This window comes from Blastococcus sp. TML/C7B, assembly GCF_016612845.1.
Classification (GTDB): domain Bacteria; phylum Actinomycetota; class Actinomycetes; order Mycobacteriales; family Geodermatophilaceae; genus Blastococcus.
The window spans coordinates 494,191-514,027 of the sequence record NZ_JAEOAA010000001.1; the positions used below are offsets into that span (position 1 = coordinate 494,191).

Genomic DNA, 19,837 nt, shown 5'->3' on the forward strand with positions numbered 1-19,837 from the left:
ACCTGATCCCAGCACGAGGCGGCCCGGGCGTGCGAAGAGGCCCGCCTCCCTCACGGGAGACGGGCCTCTTCGGCGTCGTGTGCTTACTCTGCGGCGGCCGACGAACCGTCCTCGTCACCCTCGGCGCCCGACAGGGCGACCGGTGGGGTGTCGGGCAGGTCGACCGGCTTGGCCTCGCCGCGGAAGGTGAACTTCTGCGCCGGGCCCTCCGCGTCGTCGACGTCCACCACGATGATCTGCCCCGCGGACAGTTCGCCGTAGAGGATCTTCTCGCTCAGCGCGTCCTCGATCTCGCGCTGGATGGTCCGGCGCAGCGGCCGGGCACCCAGGACGGGGTCGAAGCCACGGGCGGCCAGGAGCTTCTTGGCCGCGGGCGTGATCTCCAGCGCCATGTCCTTGTTCGCCAGCTGGCTCTCCACCCGGGCGACCATCAGGTCGACGATGTGGATGATCTCGTTCTCGGTCAGCTGGTGGAACACGACGATGTCGTCGATGCGGTTGAGGAACTCCGGCCGGAAGTGCTGCTTGAGCTCCTCGTTGACCTTGAGCTTCATGCGCTCGTAGTTCGACTGGTCGTCGTTGCCGGCCTGGAAACCGAGCCCGACGGCCTTCGAGATGTCCCGCGTGCCGAGGTTGGTCGTGAGGATCAGGATCGTGTTCTTGAAGTCCACGATGCGGCCCTGACCATCGGTGAGCCGACCGTCCTCCAGCACCTGCAGGAGCGTGTTGAACACGTCCGCGTGCGCCTTCTCGATCTCGTCGAAGAGGACCACCGAGAACGGCTTGCGCCGCACCTTCTCGGTCAGCTGGCCGCCCTCGTCGTAACCGACGTAACCGGGAGGGGCACCGACGAGACGGGACACGGTGAAGCGGTCGTGGAACTCGCTCATGTCGATCTGGATGAGCGCGTCGTCCTCGCCGAAGAGGAAGTTCGCCAGCGCCTTGGCCAGCTCGGTCTTACCGACACCCGAGGGGCCGGCGAAGATGAACGAGCCGCCGGGACGGCGCGGGTCCTTGAGGCCCGCGCGCGTGCGCCGGATCGCCTGGCTGACGCTCTTGATGGCCTCTTCCTGGCCGATGATCCGCTTGTGGAGCTCGTCCTCCATGCGGAGCAGCCGCGAGGTCTCCTCCTCGGTGAGCTTGAAGACCGGGATGCCGGTCCAGTTCGCCAGGACCTCGGCGATCTGCTCCTCGTCCACCTCGGCGACGACGTCCATGTCGCCGGCCTTCCACTGCTTCTCGCGCTCGGCCTTCTCGCCCAGCAGGGTCTTTTCGGTGTCGCGCAGGGACGCGGCCTTCTCGAAGTCCTGGGCGTCGATGGTCCGACTCCTTCTCGCGGCGGATGGCCGCGATCCGGTCGTCGAACTCGCGCAGGTCCGGCGGGGCGGTCATCCGCTTGATCCGCATCCGGGCGCCGGCCTCGTCGATCAGGTCGATCGCCTTGTCCGGGAGGAAACGGTCGGAGATGTACCGGTCGGCCAGCGTCGCGGCGGCCACCAGGGCGGCGTCGGTGATGCTGATCCGGTGGTGCGCCTCGTAGCGGTCCCGCAGGCCCTTGAGGATCTCCACCGTGTGGGCGAGGGTCGGCTCGCTGACCTGGATGGGCTGGAAGCGGCGCTCGAGCGCGGCGTCCTTCTCCAGGTGCTTGCGGTACTCGTCCAGCGTGGTGGCGCCGATGGTCTGCAGCTCGCCGCGGGCCAGCATGGGCTTGAGGATGCTGGCGGCGTCGATGGCGCCCTCGGCGGCACCCGCCCCGACGAGGGTGTGGATCTCGTCGATGAACAGGATGATGTCGCCGCGGGTGCGGATCTCCTTGAGGACCTTCTTCAGCCGCTCCTCGAAGTCACCGCGGTAGCGGGAACCGGCGACGAGCGCACCCAGGTCGAGGGTGTAGAGCTGCTTGTCCTTCAGCGTCTCGGGCACCTCGCCCTTGACGATGGCCTGCGCCAGGCCCTCGACGGCGGCGGTCTTGCCGACGCCGGGCTCGCCGATGAGAACCGGGTTGTTCTTGGTGCGGCGGGACAGCACCTGCATGACCCGCTCGATCTCCTTGGCCCGCCCGATGACCGGGTCGAGCTTCTGGTCACGCGCGGCCTGGGTCAGGTTGCGGCCGAACTGGTCGAGCACCAGCGACGTCGACGGCGTGCCCTCGGCCGGGCCGCCGGCCGCGGCCGGCTCCTTGCCCTGGTAGCCGGAGAGCAGCTGGATGACCTGCTGGCGGACGCGGTTCAGGTCGGCGCCGAGCTTGACGAGGACCTGGGCGGCGACGCCCTCGCCCTCGCGGATCAGGCCGAGCAGGATGTGCTCGGTGCCGATGTAGTTGTGGCCGAGCTGGAGCGCCTCGCGCAGCGAGAGCTCGAGGACCTTCTTGGCCCGCGGGGTGAAGGGGATGTGGCCGGACGGCGCCTGCTGGCCCTGCCCGATGATCTCCTCGACCTGCTGGCGGACGCCCTCGAGCGAGATGCCCAGGGACTCCAGGGCCTTGGCAGCGACGCCTTCACCCTCGTGGATCAGGCCCAGGAGGATGTGCTCGGTGCCGATGTAGTTGTGGTTGAGCATCCGGGCCTCTTCCTGGGCCAGGACGACGACACGGCGGGCTCGGTCGGTGAACCGTTCGAACATCTGCTGCTTCTCCTTCGACCGGCTGGTCCGGCACTGTCCTCCCCTGGGCGGGGAGGAGCACCCGACATCCGTCGGCGCTGGGGGCACCGGTCATTCCACTGTAGTCGCGAACCACTCCGTCCCGTCGCGGTCCGACGGGCGTGGTGGATGGCTGCCTGGTCCAACGGAACCCGGTGGGGTGCTGTTCCGCCGGGGTTACGCCGTCAGCGGACGCCGGCCGGCCCCGGGAACGCCGGAGGCCCGCCTCCCCGGGGGGGAGACGGGCCTCTCGGACGTGCGGGTGGAACGGCTCAGTGCGCGGCCTCGTAGGCCTCGACCACACCGGCCGGGATGCGGCCGCGGTCGCTGACCTGGTGGCCGTTCTTGCGGGCCCAGTCGCGGATCGCGCCGGCCTGCTCGCGGTCCATGCGGCCGCCGGTCGCGCGCGAGCGGCCACCGCCGGAGGCGCCACCGCTGCCGCGGCTGCCACGGCCGACCTTGCGGGCGGCCGACACGTAGCGGGAGAACGCGTCGCGCAGTTCGGCGGCGTTCTTCTCGGCGAGGTCGATCTCGTACGAGGTGCCGTCGAGCGAGAAGCTCACGGTCTCGTCGGCGGGGAGATTCTCGTCGAGGTCGTCACTCAGGATGACCTGTACCTTGCGAGCCATTCACGTTCCTCACTTCTGTTTTCCCAGCCCCGTGATCGGATGGGTGCGTCGCCGTCGGCGACGAAATCATCAAACCACATCGGTCGACCATTAGTCGCACCCGTTCGACTAAGTCACTGAATGGAGCGGTAACAGAAACTCGGGTTCTCGCAATGGTTCAGGAAGTGAGGGGGCGGACCAGCGGGAAGAGGATGGTCTCGCGAATACCCAGTCCGGTGAGGGTCATCATGAGGCGGTCCATGCCCATGCCCATACCGCCGGTCGGCGGCATTCCGTACTCGAGCGCCTCCAGGAAGTCCTCGTCCAGTGCCATGGCCTCGGGGTCGCCGGCGGCGGCCAGCACGGCCTGGGCGGTGAACCGTTCCCGCTGCACGACCGGGTCGACCAGCTCGGAGTAGGCGGTGGCCCGCTCGATGCCCCCGATGTAGAGGTCCCACTTCTCCGCGAGCCCCGGCGTCGTCCGGTGCGCGCGGGTGAGCGGCGAGGTGTCCACCGGGTAGTCGATGACGAAGGTCGGCGACTGCAGCGAGTCCTGCACCAGTGCCTCGAAGATCTCCTCGACGACCTTTCCGGGCAGCCACGCGGGATCGACGCCGACGTCGTGCCGTTCGGCGACCGCGCGCAGCGTCGCGATCGGCGTCTCCGGCGTGATCTCCTCCCCCACCGCGTCGGAGACCGCGGTGTACAGCGGGATCTGCGGCCACTCCCCGGACAGGTCCACCTCGGTGCCGTCGTGGTGCCGGGCGGTGTGGTCGCCGAACAGCGCGACCGACGCGTCCTGGATCAGCTCGCGGGTGACCGTCGCCATCTCCTGGTAGTCCGCATAGGCCTGGTAGGCCTCGAGCATCGCGAATTCCGGCGAGTGCGAGCTGTCCGCGCCCTCGTTGCGGAAGTTGCGGTTGATCTCGAAGACGCGGTCCAGCCCGCCGACGATGCAGCGCTTGAGGAACAGCTCGGGCGCGATGCGCAGGTACAGATCCAGGTCGAAGGCGTTCATGTGCGTGCGGAACGGCCGGGCGGCGGCACCGCCGTGCACCGTCTGCAGCATCGGCGTCTCGACCTCGAGGTAGCCGCGCGCGGTGAGCCCGGCGCGCAGCGAGGACATCACCGTGGCGCGCTGGCGCACGGTGCGGCGCGCCTCGTCGCGCACGATCAGGTCGACGTAGCGGCGGCGGACCCGCAGCTCCTCGCTCATCGGCTTGTGCGCCACCGGCAGCGGGCGCAGCGCCTTGGCGGTCAGCTGCCACGAGCCGGCGAACACCGACAGCTCCCCGCGGCGCGACGTCCCGACCTCGCCGGTGACCAGCACGTGGTCCCCGAGGTCGACGTCGGCCTTCCACGCCGCCAGCGACTCCTCGCCGACGCGGTCGCGAGAGAGCATCACCTGCAGCTCGGCGTCGCCCTCGCGCAGCGTCGCGAAGCACAGCTTGCCGGTGTTGCGGAAGAAGATGACCCGGCCGGTGACGCCGACCTGCTCGCCGGTCATGGTGTCCGGCTCGAGGTCGGGGTGCGCGGCGCGGACCGCGGCCAGCGTCGTCGTCCGCGGGACGGTCACCGGGTAGGGGTCGACCCCGGAGTCGCGCAGCCGGTCGAGCTTGGCGCGGCGCACCCGCATCTGCTCGGGCAGCTCGTCGATACTGCCGTCGTCGTCCGCGGCCGGGCCGTTCGGTGCGTCGTTCACGGGGGCCGAGCCTACGGGCGCGCCTGCTGCCGCTCGAAGGCCAGGCGCAGGCCGTGCACGGTGAGGTCGGGCTCCCGTTCGGAGATCGTCCGGCAGTTGTCGGCGATCAGCGGGGCCAGGCCGCCGGTGGCGACGACGACCGGCGGGGTGCCGAACTGCGCGACGAGCTCCGCCGCGATGCGCGCGACCAGCCCGTCGACGAGCCCGGCGAAGCCGAGCACCAGCCCGGACTGCAGCGCGCTGACGGTGTTCTTGCCGATGGCGTGCGGCGGGGCGGTGAGCTCCACCGAGCGCAGCTGGGCGGCGCGGGAGGCCAGCGCGTCGTGGCTGACCACGACGCCCGGGGCCAGCGCGCCACCGAGGAACTGCCCGCCGGGGCCGACGGCGTCGACGTTGGTCGAGGTCCCGAAGTCGACGACGACGACCGGCCGCCCGGCGCCGTCGGGGCCGCGCCCGAACAGCTCGTGGGCGGCCAGCGCGGTGACCACGCGGTCGGCACCGACCTCCCGCGGGTTGTCCACGTGCAGGGGGACGCCGGTGCGCACGCCGGGGCCGATGAGGACCACCGGCACCTCGAGGGAGTCCATCAGCCGGCGCAGCGCGGGCAGCAGCGCCGGCACCGCCGAGCACGCGGCGACGCCGGTGACCGTGGTGTCGCGGAGCAGCCCGCGCCAGAGCATGAGCAGCTCGTCGGAGGTCGCCCGCGGCGCGGTGGTGACCCGCCACGAGCCGACCCGCGTGGCGCCGTCGAACGTGGCGAGGACGGTCTGGCTGTTGCCGACGTCGACGGTCAGCAGCACGGCCGCGTCCTCCCCGGCCGGGCGGTCACCGGACCGGGACGCCGAGGTCGCTGCGCCGCTGGTCGGTCGCCCCGGGCACGGGGGCCGACGGGTCGCCGCCGAGCTCCACGACCCGGTTGTCGGCGTCCACGTGCACGACCGTGGGGATGTAGCTCTTGGCCTCGGTCTCGTCCATGAGCCCGTAGCTGATCAGGATGACCAGGTCGCCGGGGTGCACGAGGTGCGCGGCGGCGCCGTTGATGCCGATCACGCCGGTGCCGCGCTCGCCCGGGATCACGTAGGTCTCCAGCCGGGCGCCGTTGGTGATGTCGACGATGGCGACCTGCTCGCCGGGGATGAGGTCGGCGGCGTCGAGGAGGTCCTCGTCCACCGTGACCGAGCCGACGTAGTGCAGGTCGGCCTGGGTCACCGTCGCACGGTGGATCTTGGACTTGAGCATCGTGCGCATCATCGGGGGTCTCCCAGTCGGACGGCGGTGTTGTCGAGGAGCCGGGTGCTGCCGGCGCGGACGGCGACCAGCAGGCGGGCGGGACCGGCGGCGGGCGCCGGCCCCAGATCGGTATCGGTGAGCTCGAGGTAGTCCTGGAGCAGGTCGGGGCGCTCGGCGAGCACGGCGCGGGCGGCGGCCAGGACGGCGTCGGCGCCCTGCGGGCCGGCCGCGGCTCCCGCGCGCAGCGCGGCGGAGATCGTCGCGGCGGCGGCCCGCTGCTCCGGGTCCAGGTAGCGGTTGCGGCTGGACAGCGCCAGGCCGTCGTCCTCCCGCACGGTCGGCACGCCGACCACCTCGACCGGCAGCGCCAGCTCCCGCGCCATGGCGCGCACGAGGGTGAGCTGCTGGTAGTCCTTCTCGCCGAAGCAGGCGGTGTCGGGGCGCACCAGGCCGAACAGCTTGGCGACGACGGTCAGCACGCCGGCGAAGTGCCCGGGGCGGACCGCGCCCTCCAGCACCGAGCCGAGCGGGCCGGGGTCGACGGTCACCCCGACCGCGGCGGGCGGGTAGACCTCGTCGACCGGCGGGTGGAACACCACGTCGGCGCCCTCCTCGGCCAGCGCCGCGAGGTCGGCGTCCCAGGGTGCGGGGGTAGCGGTCGAAGTCCTCACCCGGGGCGAACTGGGTCGGGTTGACGAACACCGAGACGACGACGGTGGCCGCGCGCTCGCGGGCGGCGCGCACCAGCGTGCGGTGGCCCTCGTGCAGCGCGCCCATGGTCGGCACCAGCGCGACCGGTCCGGGCAGCGCGGCGAGCAGCTCGCGCAGGTCGGCGACCGTCTCGGCGACGGCGGGGGTGCCGCGCACCGCGGTCACCGGGAGCCCGCCTCGTCACGGGAGGCGGCCAGCAGGTCGAGCAGCGGCGCCCCCTCGTGCGGCTTGAGCCGGCCCGCGGCCAGCGCCCGCTCGGTGGTGCGGTGCGCCATCGCCACGTAGGCGGCGACCGACTCGGGAGCGCGCTCGGTGAGCGTCTCGAGGTGGCGGCCGACGGTGCCGACGTCCCCGCGGCTGACCGGGCCGGTGAGGCCGCTGTCGCCGCGGCGCAGCCCGTTGTCCAGGGCGGCGGTCAGCAGCGGCGCCAGGATCCGCGCCGGCTCGGCGACCCCCGCGGTGCGCAGCAGGTCCGCCGCCTCCGCGACCAGGGTGACCAGGTGGTTGGCGCCGGTGACCAGGGCCGCGTGGTACAGCGTCCGGTCGGCCTCGGCCACGAAGAACGGCTCGCCGCCCATCTCCAGGACCAGGGTCTCGGCGACCGGCCGGTAGGCCGGGGCGCTGGTCACCCCGAAGGGCGAGCCGGAGAGCCGGTCGGCGTCCTCGACGGCGCCGGTGAACGTCATGGCGGGGTGCAGGGCGAGCGGCAGCACGCCGGCCCGCTCGGCCGGGGCGAGCACGGCCAGGCCGTGCGCTCCGGAGGTGTGGAAGGCCAGCTGGCCGGCGCGCCAGGCACCGGTCTCGGCGAGGCCGGCGACCAGCCCGGGGAGCGTGTCGTCGGGGACGGCGAGGACGACGAGGTCGGCAGCGGCGACCACCTGGTCGGCGGGCAGCAGCGGGACGCCGGGCAGCAGACGGGCCGCGCGCAGGTGCGAGGCGGCCGACAGGCCGGAGGCGGCGACGACGTCGTGACCGGCGGCGGAGAGCGCGGCGCCGAGGACGGCACCGACGCGGCCGGCGCCGATGATGCCCACGCGCAGACGGGCGGGGGCGTCGTGCGCGTCGGGGATCCCGGCGGCGCGGGGGTTCCTGCGGGCAGCAGGCATCGGTGCACCTCTCGTTCCAGTCCCTCGCGGGTACCGGACGTCGGTTCGGCACCCAGGGTCGGGAGCCGGGTCGTGCGGGTCGGGCGGATCGTGCGGGCGGGTCCTGCTGCAACCGGTCGGGTGTCGCGCAGGGAGAACGCCGTGGGCGAGTCTGGAACTCCCTCGTCCGTATGCGCAACGCGCAGGGGGTGTGGCATGGCTCACCCGAGGGGGCCGCCACCCCGCGGGGGGCCGCCCCTACCGTGACCGGGAACACCCCAACGGCGAGGAGGACTCGTGAGCGAGATGGAGGGGCGGACCGCCCTGGTGACCGGCGGCAGCCGCGGGATCGGCCTGGGCATCGCCCACAGCCTGGTGAAGCGCGGGGCCAAGGTGGTCCTGACCGCCCGCAAGCCCGAGGCGCTCGCCGCGGCGGTCGAGGAGCTCGGCGGACCCGACGTGGCCGTGGCCGTCGCGGGCAACGCGGGCGACGCGGAGCACCGCGCCACAGCGGTACGCACCGCGATCGAGACGTTCGGCAGCCTCGACATGCTGGTCGGGAACGTCGGCATCAACCCGGTCTACGGCCCGATGATGGACCTGGAGCCCGACGCCTTCCGCAAGATCCTCGACACCAACGTCGTCGCCTCGCTCGACCTCGTGCAGCAGGCCTGGCGGGCGTGGATGTCCGAGCACGGCGGCTCGGTGCTGTTCGTGGCCTCGGTGGCCGGCCTGCGGTCGTCGCCGATGATCGGCGGCTACGGCGTGAGCAAGGCCGCGGTCATCAACCTGACCACGCAGCTGGCCGTCGAGATGGGCCCGAAGGTGCGCGTCAACGCGGTCGCCCCGGCCGTGGTGAAGACCCGCTTCGCCGAGGCCCTGTACGAGGGCCGCGAGGCCGAGGTCGCCGCGAGCTACCCCGTGGGCCGGCTGGGCGTCCCCGAGGACGTCGGCGAGGCCGCGGCCTACCTGCTCGGCGACGGCGCCGGCTGGGTCACCGGGCAGACCATCGTGCTCGACGGCGGGTCGGGCTCCCGGGGTCGCTGAGCCCCTCAGTCGCGGCCGAGCACCCGCGACAGGACGTCGTCGGCGTCGCCCTCCTCGCGGTAGCGGCGCCGACGGCGGCCACCCCCGGCGGCGCTGACGCCGTTCTCGGCCAGGATCTCGGCCAGCCGGTTGCTGCTGCCCGGAGAGGTCTCCGGACCGGCCGGCGGCGCCGGGGCGGGCTGCGCGTCGGGCACGGGGGCGGGCATCGCGATCCGGTAGCCGCCGCGGTCCTCGATCCGCGGCCGCCCGGCCACCGGTGCCGGCCGCTCGGCGGTCAGCGCGTCCGCGGCGGGCAGCTCGGCGTCGTCGCCGCGGCGGCGGCGCGGGGACGGCCGCACCTCCGGCCGCGGGGGCGCCGGGCGCTCCGCCGGCGCGGCGGGGGTGTCGAGCAGCTCGCGGGCCACCAGCCAGTCCAGCGGGGACGGCGGCGGCGGGACCGGCGCGACCGGCAGCGGCGCGAGGGGCTCCACCGGTTCGGCCGGCGGCAGCAGCGGGAACGAGGTCGTCGCCGGGGGTGCGGGCGGGGCGGGGGCCGGAACCGGGGCCTGAACCGGGGCCTGGGCCTGGGCCGCCGGCATCGGCGGCGGCGCCAGCCGGGCTGGCTGCGCACCCGGGAACACCGTCGTGGCCGGACCCGGCCGGACCTCGGTCCGCTCGACCCGCACCTGCTCGACCTGGCGGGTCTCCCGCGGCTCGTCGAGGCGGACGGCCGGCCAGCCGCCGGTGAGCTCGCGCGGCTCCTCCCCCGACCAGACGGCGTCCAGCGTGCGCGTCGCCTCGCCCGGCACCCGGCTGGCCTGGGTGCGCATGACGATCCGCTCGATGAGCATCTCCGAGGAGAGCTGCTCGGTCAGCTCGGCGCGCAGCCGGCCCATGTCGGCGCGCAGCTCGTGCAGCTGGCCCAGCTCCTGCCGCAGGGCGCCGAGCGCGGCGAGGTCGTCGCGCATCGCGGCCACCCGGGCGACCTCGTCGCGCAACCCGGCCAGCCCTCCGGCCTCGGCGCCCAGCGCGGCCACGCCGGCCACCTGCTCGCGCAGCCGGGCGAGGGCGGCCAGCTCGGCGCGGAGCGCGTCGAGCTCCGCGCGCATGGCCTGCTCGCTCTCCCGGCGGAGCTCGGTCTCCAGCTGCAGCTCGTACTCGCGGCGCGCGGCGACCTCGAGGTCCAGCTCGTGCTCGTAGGCCCGGCGCAGCTGCCCCTCGCGGGCCGCGGCGGCCGCCCGGTCGCCCGTGCGGCGGCCGGCGGCGAAGGTCGCCAGGACGAACGCCCAGGCCACGGCGACGACGGCGACCCGGAGGTGCTGGGGGTTGTCGGTGAGGAAGACCGCGAGCGTGGCACCGACCGCCAGCAGGAAGCCCGCGCCGACGACGAGGGCGCGCCGGCCGAGGCGGTCCGTGCCCCCGGCTGCGGCGTCGTCGTCCAGGGCGCGGGGCATGCACCAAGAGTAGCGGCGCAGCACCTCGCCGTCCGCCTTCCGGCGGCCGGCGGCCTGCCGCCGTCGCGGCCTCCTGCGACAGTGGCCCGGTGACCCTCTCGCTGCTGGACTGGCGCCGCCGCACCGCCGCCCTCTACGCCGCCGCGCGCGCGGCCGCCGATCCGGAGAGCGGCTGGCGCACCTGGCGCGACGGGCGGGACGAGCTGTTCGCCGGGCACCCCGACTCGCCCCTGGACGCCGCCGCGCGGGCGTCGTTCGACGGGCTGCCGTTCGCCCCCTACGACCCCGCGCTCCGGTTCGAGCCGGTGCTGGAGCCCGCCGGGGCGGCCCGCCTGGAGGTCCCGACGGCGGCCGACGGGATCGTGCCCCTGGAACGCATCGGGGCGGTGTCGCTGCCCGGGCTGGGCCGGCTCGACGTGTGGTGGGTCGCGCTGTACGGCGGCGGGGTCTTCCTGCCGCTGCGCGACGGCTCGGCCGGACGCACCACCTACGGCGGTGGGCGCTACCTGCTCGACACGGTCAAGGGCGCCGACCTGGGCGGCACCGGCGACCGGCTGGTGGTCGACCTCAACCTGGCCTACCACCCGTCCTGCGCCTACGACCCGCGCTGGTCCTGCCCGCTGGCACCCGAGGGCAACCGGCTCGCTGCACCGGTCGCCGCCGGGGAGCAGCTGCCCCCCGGCGGCGGGTGGTACTGAGCCGGGATCAGGTCACCTGATCATCGAGCGTCCTCCCTCACCGCCCACCACGAGGGAGGACGCTCGGCGGTGAGGGAGGACGGTCTCCGGGCTCGCTCAGTCCTGGGCGAGCGCGCCGTCGGAGCTGAAGACCAGGCCGATCGAAATCTCGCCCTGCTGGAGGGCGGCCTTGGTGAGCGGGCCGCCCGCGTCGAGCTCGCGGAAGCTGTCGAACTCCAGGCCGTAGGTCTCCTCGAGGCCCGGCTGGCAGAACGGCCGCTCGGGGCACTCGGCCGGGCCGCCGAGGACCAGCGAACCGTCGCCGCACGCGTCGGCCAGCTCCGAGAGCGTGGTGACGCCGAGCTCGTCGGCGAAGGCCTGGGTGACCGCGAAGGCGTTCTGGTCGGCGGCCTCCGAGGGCTCCCCGACGACCAGCCCGTTGGCCTCGGCGAGGGGCTGGAGGGCGGCCAGGGTGGCGTCGACGTCACCGGAGGCGATCTCGCTCTCGGCGTCGTCCTCCAGGAACTCGGTCAGGGTGGAGAGGTACTCGGGGAAGACCTGGATCTGCCCGCTCTCGAGCGCCTGCAGGTACAGCTCCCGGTTGCCGACCTCCTGGACCGTGGCGTCGAAGCCCGCGGCGGAGAGCACGTCGGCGTAGATCGTGGCCAGCACGGTGGACTCGGTGAAGTTCCGACCCGCCGACGACGACGGCGCCGCTGCCCTGCTCGAGGCCGTCGGTGACGCCGGACTCCTCGACCCAGGCCTGCGCGACCTCCTCGGCGCTCTGGCGCTCGACGTCGACGGCCGCGTTGAGCTCGACGAGGTCGTCGGTGGTCAGCGCCGCGGAGACGGCGTTCAGCGCCGGGAGGAGCGCCGGGGAGGCCGCGCTGGCCGCGGCGTTGACCGCCGGGATGACGTTGTCGGCGTTCTGGAGCTCCTCGTCGTCCTCGAGGACGACGAGCTGGTCGCCCTCGACCGGGGCGCAGGCCTCGCCCGAGGCCGAGCCGCCGGAGCTGCCGCCGTCGTCGGAGCCGGAGGAACCGGACTCCCCGCAGGCGGCGGTCAGGGCCACCACCATCGCGAGGGGAGCGAAGATCCGGAGTCGCGCGCGCATGTGCCCGCCTTCTGTGTCCCGTGGCCGCCTTGTTGCAGCCACGCGTGTCTGGCGGGAGGTCTCCCGCGGAGGCCATCGAACCGAACAGTTGCGCGCAACGCAACGGGTAGCGGCGAGGGATCTAGAGGGGGACGCCGCTGGCCGTCGGTTCGGGCTGCCCGGCGACGGTGCGCTCGCGGAGCCGGTGCAGCGGTCCGCGGCGCGGGCCGGGGGTCACCAGGCGGGTGACCAGCACGAGCAGCAGCTCGGTGAGCAGCGCCAGCGCGGCGATGAGGATCGCGCCGGCGATGATCCGGCCGTAGTCCTGCTGGCCGAAGCCCAGGTTCACGATCCGGCCGAGCCCGCCGCCACCGACCAGCGCGGCCAGGCCGGCGGTGGCCACGACCTGCACGGCCGCCGTCCGCACACCGGTCATGACCAGCGGGAGCGCCAGCGGCAGCTCGACCCGGCCGATGACCTGGCGCCGGGTCATGCCCATGCCCCGGGCCGCCTCGCGGACGTCGGCGTCGACGCCGCGGAAGCCGACGAAGGTGTTGGTGAGGATCGGCGGGATGGCGAAGACCGCCAGCGCGATGGTGGTGGCGCGGTTGCCGAACCCGATGGGGCTGACGGCGAACAGCGTGAGCAGCGCCAGCGTCGGGACGGCGCGGCTCACGTTGGACAGCACGACGACCGCGCCGCTCCCCCGCCCGGCGCTGCCCAGCGCGACACCGACGGGGAAGGCCAGCACGAACGCCGCGAGCACCGCCACCGCCGAGATGGCCAGGTGCTCGCCCAGCAGCTCGAGGACGCCGCCGCGGCGGGTCCAGGTGAGCGGGTCGTTGAGGTAGCGGAGCGCGTCGCCGAAACCGGTCATGCGCGCGCCGCCCGTGCCCAGGGCGTGAGCAGCCGCTCGACGCCGGCCAGCAGCACGTCGGCGACCAGTGCCAGCAGCACGCAGCCGACGGCGCCGGTCACGATCTCCGCCCGGTAGAAGTTGGCGTTGAAGCCGCCGGTGATCAGCTGGCCCAGCCCGCCGTGACCGACGAGCACGCCCACGGTGGTCAGGGCGACCGTCGAGACGGTCGCGATCCGCAGCCCCCGCCATGAACGCCGGCAGCGCCAGCGGCAGCTCGATCTGCCAGAACCGGCGCACCGCGCCGTAGCCCATGCCCCGGGCGGCCTCCTGCACGTCGTCGGGCACGCCCTGGAGGCCGACGAGGAAGTTGCGCACGAGGATGACCAGCGAGTACGCGGTGAGCCCGACGAGCACGGTGGTGGCGCTCAGCCCGGTGAACGGGAAGATCAGCGCGAACATGGCCAGCGACGGGATCGTGTAGACGACCGTGGACAGGCTCAGCACCGCGGCGCCGAGCAGCCGGTTGCGGCGGGCGACGAGCGCCAGCGGCAGGGCGATCGCCGCCCCGATCAGCACCGCGCCGACGGTCAGGCGGACGTGCTCGCCGAGGTAGCCCATGATGGTGTCCCAGTTGTCGGCCACGTAGGAGCCGTCGAACCACGGGTTCGGTGCCGCGTCCACCGCGAGCACCGACGTCCCCGCGCTCAGCACCGGGCGCACTCGAGGAGGGTCACGTCGTGGACGCTACTGCGCAGGACCGACGACCGGCGAGGGCGGACGAGCCCGCCGCCGAGCCCGGGTCCGCCGTCGACATCCGGCTGGAGGGCGTGAGCAAGGTCTACGCCGACGGGACCGTGGGCGTCGCCGAGCTGGACCTGACGTTCGCCGCCGGCGAGCTGACCGTGCTGGTCGGGCCCTCCGGGTGCGGCAAGACGACCACGATGAAGATGATCAACCGGCTGATCGAGCCGTCCAGCGGGCGGATCCTCATCGGCGGCGAGGACGTCACCCGCGCCGACCCCGAGCAGCTGCGCCGGCGGATCGGCTACGTCATCCAGAGCATCGGGCTGTTCCCCCACCAGACGGTGCGGGCCAACGTCGGGACGGTGCCCCGCCTGCTCGGCTGGGACCGGGCGCGCACGCGGGCGCGGGTGGACGAGCTGCTCTCCACCGTCGGGTTGGACCCCGCGGCACACGGCGACCGCTACCCCGCCCAGCTCTCCGGGGGCCAGCGGCAGCGGGGCGGGCGTGGCCCGAGCGCTCGCGGCCGACCCGCCGGTGCTGCTGGTCGACGAGCCGTTCTCCGCCGTCGACCCGGTGGTGCGCGAGCGGCTGCAGTCGGAGTTCCTGCGGCTCCAGCAGGCCGTGCGCAAGACGATCGTCTTCGTCACCCACGACATCGAGGAGGCCGTCCGCATCGGCGACCGGATCGCGGTCATGAGCCAGGGCGGCCGGGTCGAGCAGTACGCCACCCCCGCCGAGCTGCTGGGCCGGCCGGCCAACGACTTCGTGGCCGACTTCGTCGGCGCCGACCGGGGGTTGAAGCGGCTGGCGGTCACCGGCATCGACCCGCAGGACCTGGAGCGGCCCCCGGTCGTGCACGTCGCGGACGGCCTGGCCGACGCCCGCGCCGCGCAGGAGCGGGCCGGCGCCCGGTGGGCCGTCGTCCTCGACGACGACGAGAAGCTGCACGGCTGGCTGTCGCTCGAACGCTCCGCCGGCGCGGGCACGGTCGGCTCGGCGGCCCGGCGCATGGAGGCCTGGGTGCCGGCCGACGCCAGCCTGAAGGCCGCGTTCGCCACGATGCTGCAGCACGAGGCGGGCTGGGTGGCGGTGCTGGACGGCGACCGGTTCCTGGGCGTCCTCACGCCGGAGTCGCTGCACGCCGCGCTGCGCCGCTCGGTCGAGGGCACCGTCCCGGAGACGGCGGGCGCTACGCGCTGACGCCCTCCGAGGGCTTCTCCCCTTCGGGTGGGATCCGGCAGACCGACTCCAGCCAGAGTGCGGCGGCGACCAGCGCGGCGGCGCCGAGCACCCCGACGACGGCCGTGACGGTGTCGCCGCGCGCCGCCTGGAGCCGGTCCACCGCCGGGGCGACGTGCAGCAGCACCCCGGCCCACACGCCCAGGAAGACCGCGCCGACGTAGGCGCTGGCCTGCGCGAGCACCGCCAGCCGGGCGACCAGCAGCGGCTCGACCCGCCGCACCGCGGCCTCGCCCGAGCGCGGCGCCCGCCCTGCGCGGGCGGCGCGCTCGGCGGCCAGCCGGGCCCGCAGGGTGCGGGCACCCCACGCCTCGGCGGCCGCGAGCACCGCCAGCGGCGTGGGCAGCCACCAGTCCAGGGCCGGCAGCGAGCCGTACCAGGAGCGGACCAGCAGCCAGGCCGCGGCGGTCAGGCCGAGGGCGAGGACGACGAGGTCGCGACGGCGCACCGGGCTCATCGGCGTGCGCTCACCCCTCGGCGTCCCAGCGGCGGACGGCGGCGACGTCCGCCGGGTCCAGGCCGGCCAGCAGCGCGTCGACCCGGCCGTGGCCCGGCAGCTCCGCGTCGGGGTCGACGGCCAGCCACGGCACGAGGACGAAGGCCCGTTCGTGGGCGCGCGGGTGCGGCAGGGTCAGCCGGGGATCCGCGGAGGTGACCGGGGCGCCGTCGTCGGCCCGGACTGCGACGACGTCGACGTCGAGCGTGCGGGCGCCCCAGCGCACCTCGCGGGTCCGGCCGGCGCCCTGCTCCAGCTCGTGCGCGCGGGCCAGCCACCCGGCGGCGTCGCGGTCGCCCTCGACCACCGCCACGGCGTTGAGGTAGGGCGGCTGCTCGACCGGCCCCCACGGCGGGGTCTCGTACAGGTCGGAGTGCACCAGCGGCCCGTCCGCGGCCAGGGCTGCCAGCGCGGTGCGCAGGGTGGCGGCGCGGTCGCCCAGGTTGGCGCCCAGAGAGAGGACGACGCGGGTCATGCCCGCTCGCGCCGGATGGTCACGGTGACGTCGTCGAAGGGCACGCCCAGCTCGGCCTGCGGCTTGTGCAGGGTGATCTCGACCGCCTGGACCAGCGGGTCGGCCAGGCACACGTCGGCCATCCGCTGGCAGAGCGTCTCGAGCAGGTCGACCGGTTCGCCGAGCAGCACGTGGTGCAGCTGCTGGGCGAGGTCGGCGTAGTTGACGGTGAGGGCGAGGTCGTCGCCGGCGGCTGCGGGGGCGGTGTCCAGCTCCAGGACGGCGTCCACCGTGAACAGCTGCCCGCGCTCGCGCTCCCATGCGTAGACGCCGTGGTGGGCGTGCGCGCGCAGGCCGCGCAGCGCGATCCGGTCGGGGCGGGGCTCAGCCACGGCGGGCTCCTCGGGCGGCTCGGACGGCGTCCAGGGTGCGCAGCGCGTCCACGGAGCCGGCGGCGTCGTGCACCCGCACGCCCCAGGCGCCGGCCTCGGCGGCGAGGACGGTGGTCGCCAGCGTGGCCGCGTCGCGCTCCTCGGCGGGCCGGGGCGCGCCGTCGGGTCCGGCCAGCAGCCGGCCCAGGAACGTCTTGCGGGAGGCGCCGACGAGCACGGGCAGCCCCAGGGAGGTCAGCCGGTCCAGCCCGGCCAGCAGCGCCCAGTTGTGCTCGGCGCGCTTGGCGAAGCCCAGACCCGGGTCGAGCACGAGCTGCTCGGGGGCGACACCGGCGGCGACGACGTCCTCGACCCGGGCCGTGAGCTCGGCGCAGACCTCGGTGGCGACGTCGCCGTACTGGGCGGCGGCGTACATCTCGCGGCTGTGCCCGCGCCAGTGCATGAGCACCCACGGCACGCGGGCCCGCGCGACGAGCTCGGCCATGCCGGCGTCGGCCAGCCCCCCGCTGACGTCGTTGACCAGCTGCGCGCCCGCCTGCAGCGCCGCCTCGGCGACCTCGGCGCGGGTGGTGTCGACGCTGGTGCGCACGCCCGCGGCGGAGAGCTCACGGATGACCGGCACGACCCGGTCGCACTCCTCGGCGGCGTCCACGCGGTCGGCGCCCGGGCGGGTGGACTCCCCGCCGACGTCCACGTAGTCGGCGCCGGCGGCGTGCATCGCGAGGCCGTGCGCGATCGCCGTCGCCGGGTCGGAGAAGCAGCCGCCGTCGGAGAAGGAGTCGGGCGTGACGTTGAGGACGCCCATCACCAGGCAGCGCCCCGGCCGCGGGAGCGGGATCACCGGTCGCCCCGTCAGCGGCCCAGCACGAGACTCATCGCCTCGCTGCGGGTCGCGGCGTTCTCCCGGAAGATCCCGCGCACCGCGGAGGTCACCGTGGTCGTGCCGGGCTTGCGGATGCCGCGCATCGCCATGCACAGGTGCTCGGCCTCGATGACGACGAGGACGCCCTGTGGCTTGAGCACCTCGTCGAGCGCGTCGGCGATCTGGCGGGTCATCCGCTCCTGCACCTGCGGGCGCCGGGCGTAGATCTCGACCAGCCGGGCGATCTTCGACAGCCCGGTCACCCGGCCGTCGGTGCCCGGGATGTAGCCGACGTGCGCGACGCCGTGGAAGGGCACCAGGTGGTGCTCGCAGGTCGAGTACATCGCGATGTCCTTGACCAGCACGAGTTCGTCGTGGTTCTCGTCGAAGGTCGTCGCGAGGATCTCGAAGGGATCCTGCGAGAGGCCGGCGAAGGTCTCGGCGTAGGCCCGGGCCACCCGGGCCGGGGTGTCCTGCAGCCCCGGGCGGTCGGGGTCCTCGCCGAGCGCGAGCAGCAGTTCGCGGACGGCCGCCTCGGCGCGGGCGGCGTCGATCCGGTCGGTCACCGCTGGACCGGTGCGCCGACGTCCCCGACCGGTGCCGGGTCGTGACCGGCCGCACCGTTGTGGCCGGCCCGCTCCGAGGGCGTGAGGACCGGCGGCTGGTCCGAGGGGGTCCGCTTGCCGAAGCCGTTGTACGGGGCGAGGGAGGGCCGCTTGGTGACCGGCGCGCAGATCCGCGACATGTCCTCCTTGGACAGCGTCTCCTTCTCCATGAGCTCGAGCACGAGCTGGTCCAGGACGTGCCGGTACTCGACCAGGATCTCCCAGGCCTCGTCGTGCGCGGCCTCGATCAGCGCCCGGATCTCGGCGTCGATGTCGGCGGCGACGGCCTCGGAGTAGTCCGGCCGGGAGCCCATGTCGCGACCCAGGAACGGCTCGGCGTCGGTGCTGCCGTACTTCACCGCGCCCAGCTTGGCGCTCATGCCGTACTGGGTGACCATCGCGCGGGCCATCGACGTGGCCTTCTCGATGTCGTTGCCGGCACCGGTGGTGGGCTCGTGGAAGACCAGCTCCTCCGCCGCCCGGCCACCCAGGGCGTAGGCGAGGGTGTCGATCATCTCGGAACGGGTCTGGGTGTACTTGTCCTCGGTCGGCAGCACGAGGGTGTGCCCGAGGGAGCGGCCGCGCGGCAGGATCGTCACCTTGTGCACGGGGTCGAGGTTCGGCAGCGCGTGCGCGACGAGGGCGTGCCCGCCCTCGTGGTAGGCGGTGACCTTCTTCTCCTTCTCGCTCATCGCCCGCGTCTTGCGCTCGGGGCCGGCGATGACCCGGTCGATCGCCTCCTCGAGCACCTCGTCGGTGATCAGCGAGCCGTTGTTGCGGGCGGTGAGCAGCGCACCCTCGTTGAGCACGTTGGCGAGGTCGGCACCGGTGAAGCCGGGCGTGCGCCGGGCGACGGTCTCGAGGTCGACGTCGGGGGCGAGCGGCTTGCCCTTGGCGTGCACGCTCAGGATCGCCTTGCGGCCCATGAGGTCGGGGCGGTCGACGGCGAATCTGCCGGTCGAAGCGGCCCGGGCGCAGCAGCGCCGGGTCGAGGATGTCGGGCCGGTTCGTCGCGGCGATCATGATCACGCCGCCCTTGACGTCGAAGCCGTCCATCTCGACCAGCATCTGGTTGAGGGTCTGCTCGCGCTCGTCGTGGCCGCCACCCATGCCGGCGCCGCGGTGCCGGCCGACGGCGTCGATCTCGTCGACGAAGATGATCGCCGGGGCGTTCTCCTTCGCCTCCTTGAACAGGTCGCGCACGCGGCTGGCGCCGACGCCGACGAACATCTCGACGAAGTCCGAGCCGGAGATGGAGTAGAAGGGCACGCCCGCCTCGCCGGCCACGGCGCGGGCGAGCAGCGTCTTGCCGGTCCCGGGCGGGCCGAACAGCAGCACGCCCTTGGGGATCTTGGCGCCCACGGCCTGGAACTTGACCGGGTTCTGCAGGAAGTCCTTGATCTCGTGCAGTTCCTCGATCGCCTCGTCGGCGCCGGCGACGTCGGCGAACGTCGTCTTCGGGGTGTCCTTGGTGACCTGCTTGGCCTTGGACTTGCCGAAGGCCATGACCCCGCGGCCACCGCCCTGCATCGAGTTGAACAGCCAGAACAGCAGGAGCAGCAGGATGACGAAGGGGAGGAAGCTGATCAGCAGGCTGGCGAGCAGGCTGTCCTGGCTGACGTTGGTGTCGAACTCGACGCCGTCGTCCTGCCCTGCGGTCGACGCGAGGTCGAAGATTTCGTCCTCGGCGCCGATCGGGTACGAGGCGGTGATCTGGCGGTTGCCGTCGACGGCCTGGTCGAGGTCCAGGTCGACCGTCTGCTCGCGGTCGTTGATCGTGACGCCTTCGACGTTGCCGTCGCGCAGCTGCTCGAGGGCGACGGAGGTCGCGACCTCCTCGTACTTGTCACCGCCGCGACCGAAGAGGGAGGACAGCGTGAGGGCCAGGAGGACGACGACGACGACCCAGAACCACACGGAGCGGTAGAACTTCTTACGTTCCATACACCGATGCCGGGCA

General features: G+C 73.9%; 17 protein-coding genes and 5 pseudogenes. 4 read left to right on the top strand and 18 right to left on the bottom strand.

Going from position 1 to position 19,837, the window contains the following annotated elements; translation table 11 throughout:
• Window positions 1–83: 83 nt before the first annotated feature.
• The 8 genes and pseudogenes from JKP76_RS02460 to JKP76_RS02490 form a co-directional block, all read right to left on the bottom strand.
• A pseudogene (locus JKP76_RS02460) lies at window positions 84–2,622 on the bottom strand (ATP-dependent Clp protease ATP-binding subunit).
• Between the two features lie 290 nt (window positions 2,623–2,912).
• Window positions 2,913–3,269 (bottom strand): Lsr2 family protein, encoded by a 357-nt coding sequence (locus JKP76_RS02465; RefSeq protein ID WP_200489411.1) that lies wholly within the window; start codon window positions 3,267–3,269, stop codon window positions 2,913–2,915.
• 157 nt (window positions 3,270–3,426) lie between these two features.
• Complete coding sequence (lysX, locus tag JKP76_RS02470) at window positions 3,427–4,950, bottom strand: bifunctional lysylphosphatidylglycerol synthetase/lysine--tRNA ligase LysX (RefSeq protein WP_200489412.1); 1,524 nt, start codon at window positions 4,948–4,950, stop codon at window positions 3,427–3,429.
• An 11-nt stretch (window positions 4,951–4,961) separates the two neighbouring features.
• Window positions 4,962–5,750 (bottom strand): type III pantothenate kinase, encoded by a 789-nt coding sequence (locus tag JKP76_RS02475; protein WP_200489413.1) that lies wholly within the window; start codon window positions 5,748–5,750, stop codon window positions 4,962–4,964.
• A 25-nt stretch (window positions 5,751–5,775) separates the two neighbouring features.
• Window positions 5,776–6,201 (bottom strand): aspartate 1-decarboxylase, encoded by a 426-nt coding sequence (gene panD, locus JKP76_RS02480; RefSeq protein ID WP_200489414.1) that lies wholly within the window; start codon window positions 6,199–6,201, stop codon window positions 5,776–5,778.
• Window positions 6,198–6,851, bottom strand: coding sequence for a pantoate--beta-alanine ligase (locus tag JKP76_RS02485; RefSeq protein ID WP_309232809.1), 654 nt, complete (start codon window positions 6,849–6,851; stop codon window positions 6,198–6,200). The genes panD and JKP76_RS02485 overlap by 4 nt, the downstream gene beginning before the upstream one ends.
• Before the next feature lie 28 nt (window positions 6,852–6,879).
• Window positions 6,880–7,056 (bottom strand): annotated as a pseudogene (locus JKP76_RS23160) (pantoate--beta-alanine ligase); the annotation flags it as partial.
• A complete protein-coding gene (locus tag JKP76_RS02490; protein ID WP_200489415.1) occupies window positions 7,053–7,997 on the bottom strand; it encodes a Rossmann-like and DUF2520 domain-containing protein in 945 nt (314 codons plus the stop codon). The gene JKP76_RS02490 and the pseudogene JKP76_RS23160, both read right to left, overlap by 4 nt.
• Before the next feature lie 285 nt (window positions 7,998–8,282).
• Between JKP76_RS02490 and JKP76_RS02495 the strand changes: the two genes are divergently transcribed.
• On the top strand, window positions 8,283–9,023 hold the full coding sequence (locus JKP76_RS02495; RefSeq protein ID WP_207146666.1) for an SDR family oxidoreductase: 741 nt from the start codon (window positions 8,283–8,285) through the stop codon (window positions 9,021–9,023).
• Window positions 9,024–9,028: 5 nt separating this feature from the next.
• Here JKP76_RS02495 and JKP76_RS02500 read toward each other — a convergent pair whose 3' ends face one another.
• A complete protein-coding gene (locus JKP76_RS02500; RefSeq protein WP_200489417.1) occupies window positions 9,029–10,456 on the bottom strand; it encodes a DUF6779 domain-containing protein in 1,428 nt (475 codons plus the stop codon).
• Window positions 10,457–10,545: 89 nt separating this feature from the next.
• Here JKP76_RS02500 and JKP76_RS02505 point away from each other — a divergent pair, with 89 nt between their 5' ends.
• Window positions 10,546–11,154 (top strand): DUF1684 domain-containing protein, encoded by a 609-nt coding sequence (locus tag JKP76_RS02505; protein WP_200489418.1) that lies wholly within the window; start codon window positions 10,546–10,548, stop codon window positions 11,152–11,154.
• Between the two features lie 96 nt (window positions 11,155–11,250).
• Here the strand turns inward: JKP76_RS02505 and JKP76_RS20125 are convergent, their stop codons facing one another.
• From JKP76_RS20125 to JKP76_RS20135, 3 genes and pseudogenes are all read right to left on the bottom strand, one after another.
• Window positions 11,251–11,805 (bottom strand): glycine betaine ABC transporter substrate-binding protein, encoded by a 555-nt coding sequence (locus JKP76_RS20125; RefSeq protein WP_309232810.1) that lies wholly within the window; start codon window positions 11,803–11,805, stop codon window positions 11,251–11,253.
• Window positions 11,806–11,941: 136 nt separating this feature from the next.
• A pseudogene (locus JKP76_RS20130) lies at window positions 11,942–12,247 on the bottom strand (glycine betaine ABC transporter substrate-binding protein); the annotation flags it as partial.
• A gap of 121 nt (window positions 12,248–12,368) precedes the next feature.
• Window positions 12,369–13,805 (bottom strand): ABC transporter permease, encoded by a 1,437-nt coding sequence (locus JKP76_RS20135; RefSeq protein ID WP_309232811.1) that lies wholly within the window; start codon window positions 13,803–13,805, stop codon window positions 12,369–12,371.
• Window positions 13,806–13,987: 182 nt separating this feature from the next.
• On the opposite strand from JKP76_RS20135, the pseudogene JKP76_RS22890 reads away from it, so the two are divergent.
• Both JKP76_RS22890 and JKP76_RS22895 read left to right on the top strand, forming a co-directional pair.
• Window positions 13,988–14,266 (top strand): annotated as a pseudogene (locus JKP76_RS22890) (ATP-binding cassette domain-containing protein); the annotation flags it as partial.
• A gap of 67 nt (window positions 14,267–14,333) precedes the next feature.
• Window positions 14,334–15,029 (top strand): CBS domain-containing protein, encoded by a 696-nt coding sequence (locus tag JKP76_RS22895; RefSeq protein WP_304504696.1) that lies wholly within the window; start codon window positions 14,334–14,336, stop codon window positions 15,027–15,029.
• On the opposite strand, the gene JKP76_RS02530 is transcribed toward JKP76_RS22895, so the two are convergent.
• The 6 genes and pseudogenes from JKP76_RS02530 to ftsH form a co-directional block, all read right to left on the bottom strand.
• The gene (locus JKP76_RS02530) at window positions 15,019–15,525 is read right to left on the bottom strand and encodes a DUF3180 domain-containing protein (protein ID WP_200489420.1); all 507 of its coding nucleotides are present in this window, start codon (window positions 15,523–15,525) and stop codon (window positions 15,019–15,021) included. The genes JKP76_RS22895 and JKP76_RS02530 overlap by 11 nt on opposite strands.
• Before the next feature lie 10 nt (window positions 15,526–15,535).
• A complete protein-coding gene (gene folK, locus JKP76_RS02535) occupies window positions 15,536–16,039 on the bottom strand; it encodes a 2-amino-4-hydroxy-6-hydroxymethyldihydropteridine diphosphokinase (RefSeq protein WP_200489421.1) in 504 nt (167 codons plus the stop codon).
• A complete protein-coding gene (gene folB, locus JKP76_RS02540) occupies window positions 16,036–16,410 on the bottom strand; it encodes a dihydroneopterin aldolase (RefSeq protein ID WP_200489422.1) in 375 nt (124 codons plus the stop codon). The genes folK and folB overlap by 4 nt, the downstream gene beginning before the upstream one ends.
• The gene (folP, locus tag JKP76_RS02545; protein ID WP_309229426.1) at window positions 16,403–17,251 is read right to left on the bottom strand and encodes a dihydropteroate synthase; all 849 of its coding nucleotides are present in this window, start codon (window positions 17,249–17,251) and stop codon (window positions 16,403–16,405) included. The genes folB and folP overlap by 8 nt, the downstream gene beginning before the upstream one ends.
• Before the next feature lie 11 nt (window positions 17,252–17,262).
• A complete protein-coding gene (gene folE / locus JKP76_RS22040) occupies window positions 17,263–17,838 on the bottom strand; it encodes a GTP cyclohydrolase I FolE (protein ID WP_309229425.1) in 576 nt (191 codons plus the stop codon).
• A pseudogene (gene ftsH, locus JKP76_RS23795) lies at window positions 17,835–19,821 on the bottom strand (ATP-dependent zinc metalloprotease FtsH). The gene folE and the pseudogene ftsH overlap by 4 nt, the downstream one beginning before the upstream one ends.
• Between the last annotated feature and the right edge of the window lie 16 nt (window positions 19,822–19,837).

What these genes read in the sequence shown, in the direction of transcription:
- JKP76_RS02465 (WP_200489411.1), bottom strand. Translation starts at nt 3,269, where the DNA reads ATGGCTCGCAAGGTACAGGTCATCCTGAGTGACGACCTCGACGAGAAT.
- panD (WP_200489414.1), bottom strand. Translation starts at nt 6,201, where the DNA reads ATGATGCGCACGATGCTCAAGTCCAAGATCCACCGTGCGACGGTGACC.
- JKP76_RS02490 (WP_200489415.1), bottom strand. Translation starts at nt 7,997, where the DNA reads ATGCCTGCTGCCCGCAGGAACCCCCGCGCCGCCGGGATCCCCGACGCG.
- JKP76_RS02495 (WP_207146666.1), top strand. Translation starts at nt 8,283, where the DNA reads ATGGAGGGGCGGACCGCCCTGGTGACCGGCGGCAGCCGCGGGATCGGC.
- JKP76_RS02500 (WP_200489417.1), bottom strand. Translation starts at nt 10,456, where the DNA reads ATGCCCCGCGCCCTGGACGACGACGCCGCAGCCGGGGGCACGGACCGC.
- JKP76_RS02530 (WP_200489420.1), bottom strand. Translation starts at nt 15,525, where the DNA reads ATGAGCCCGGTGCGCCGTCGCGACCTCGTCGTCCTCGCCCTCGGCCTG.
- folK (WP_200489421.1), bottom strand. Translation starts at nt 16,039, where the DNA reads ATGACCCGCGTCGTCCTCTCTCTGGGCGCCAACCTGGGCGACCGCGCC.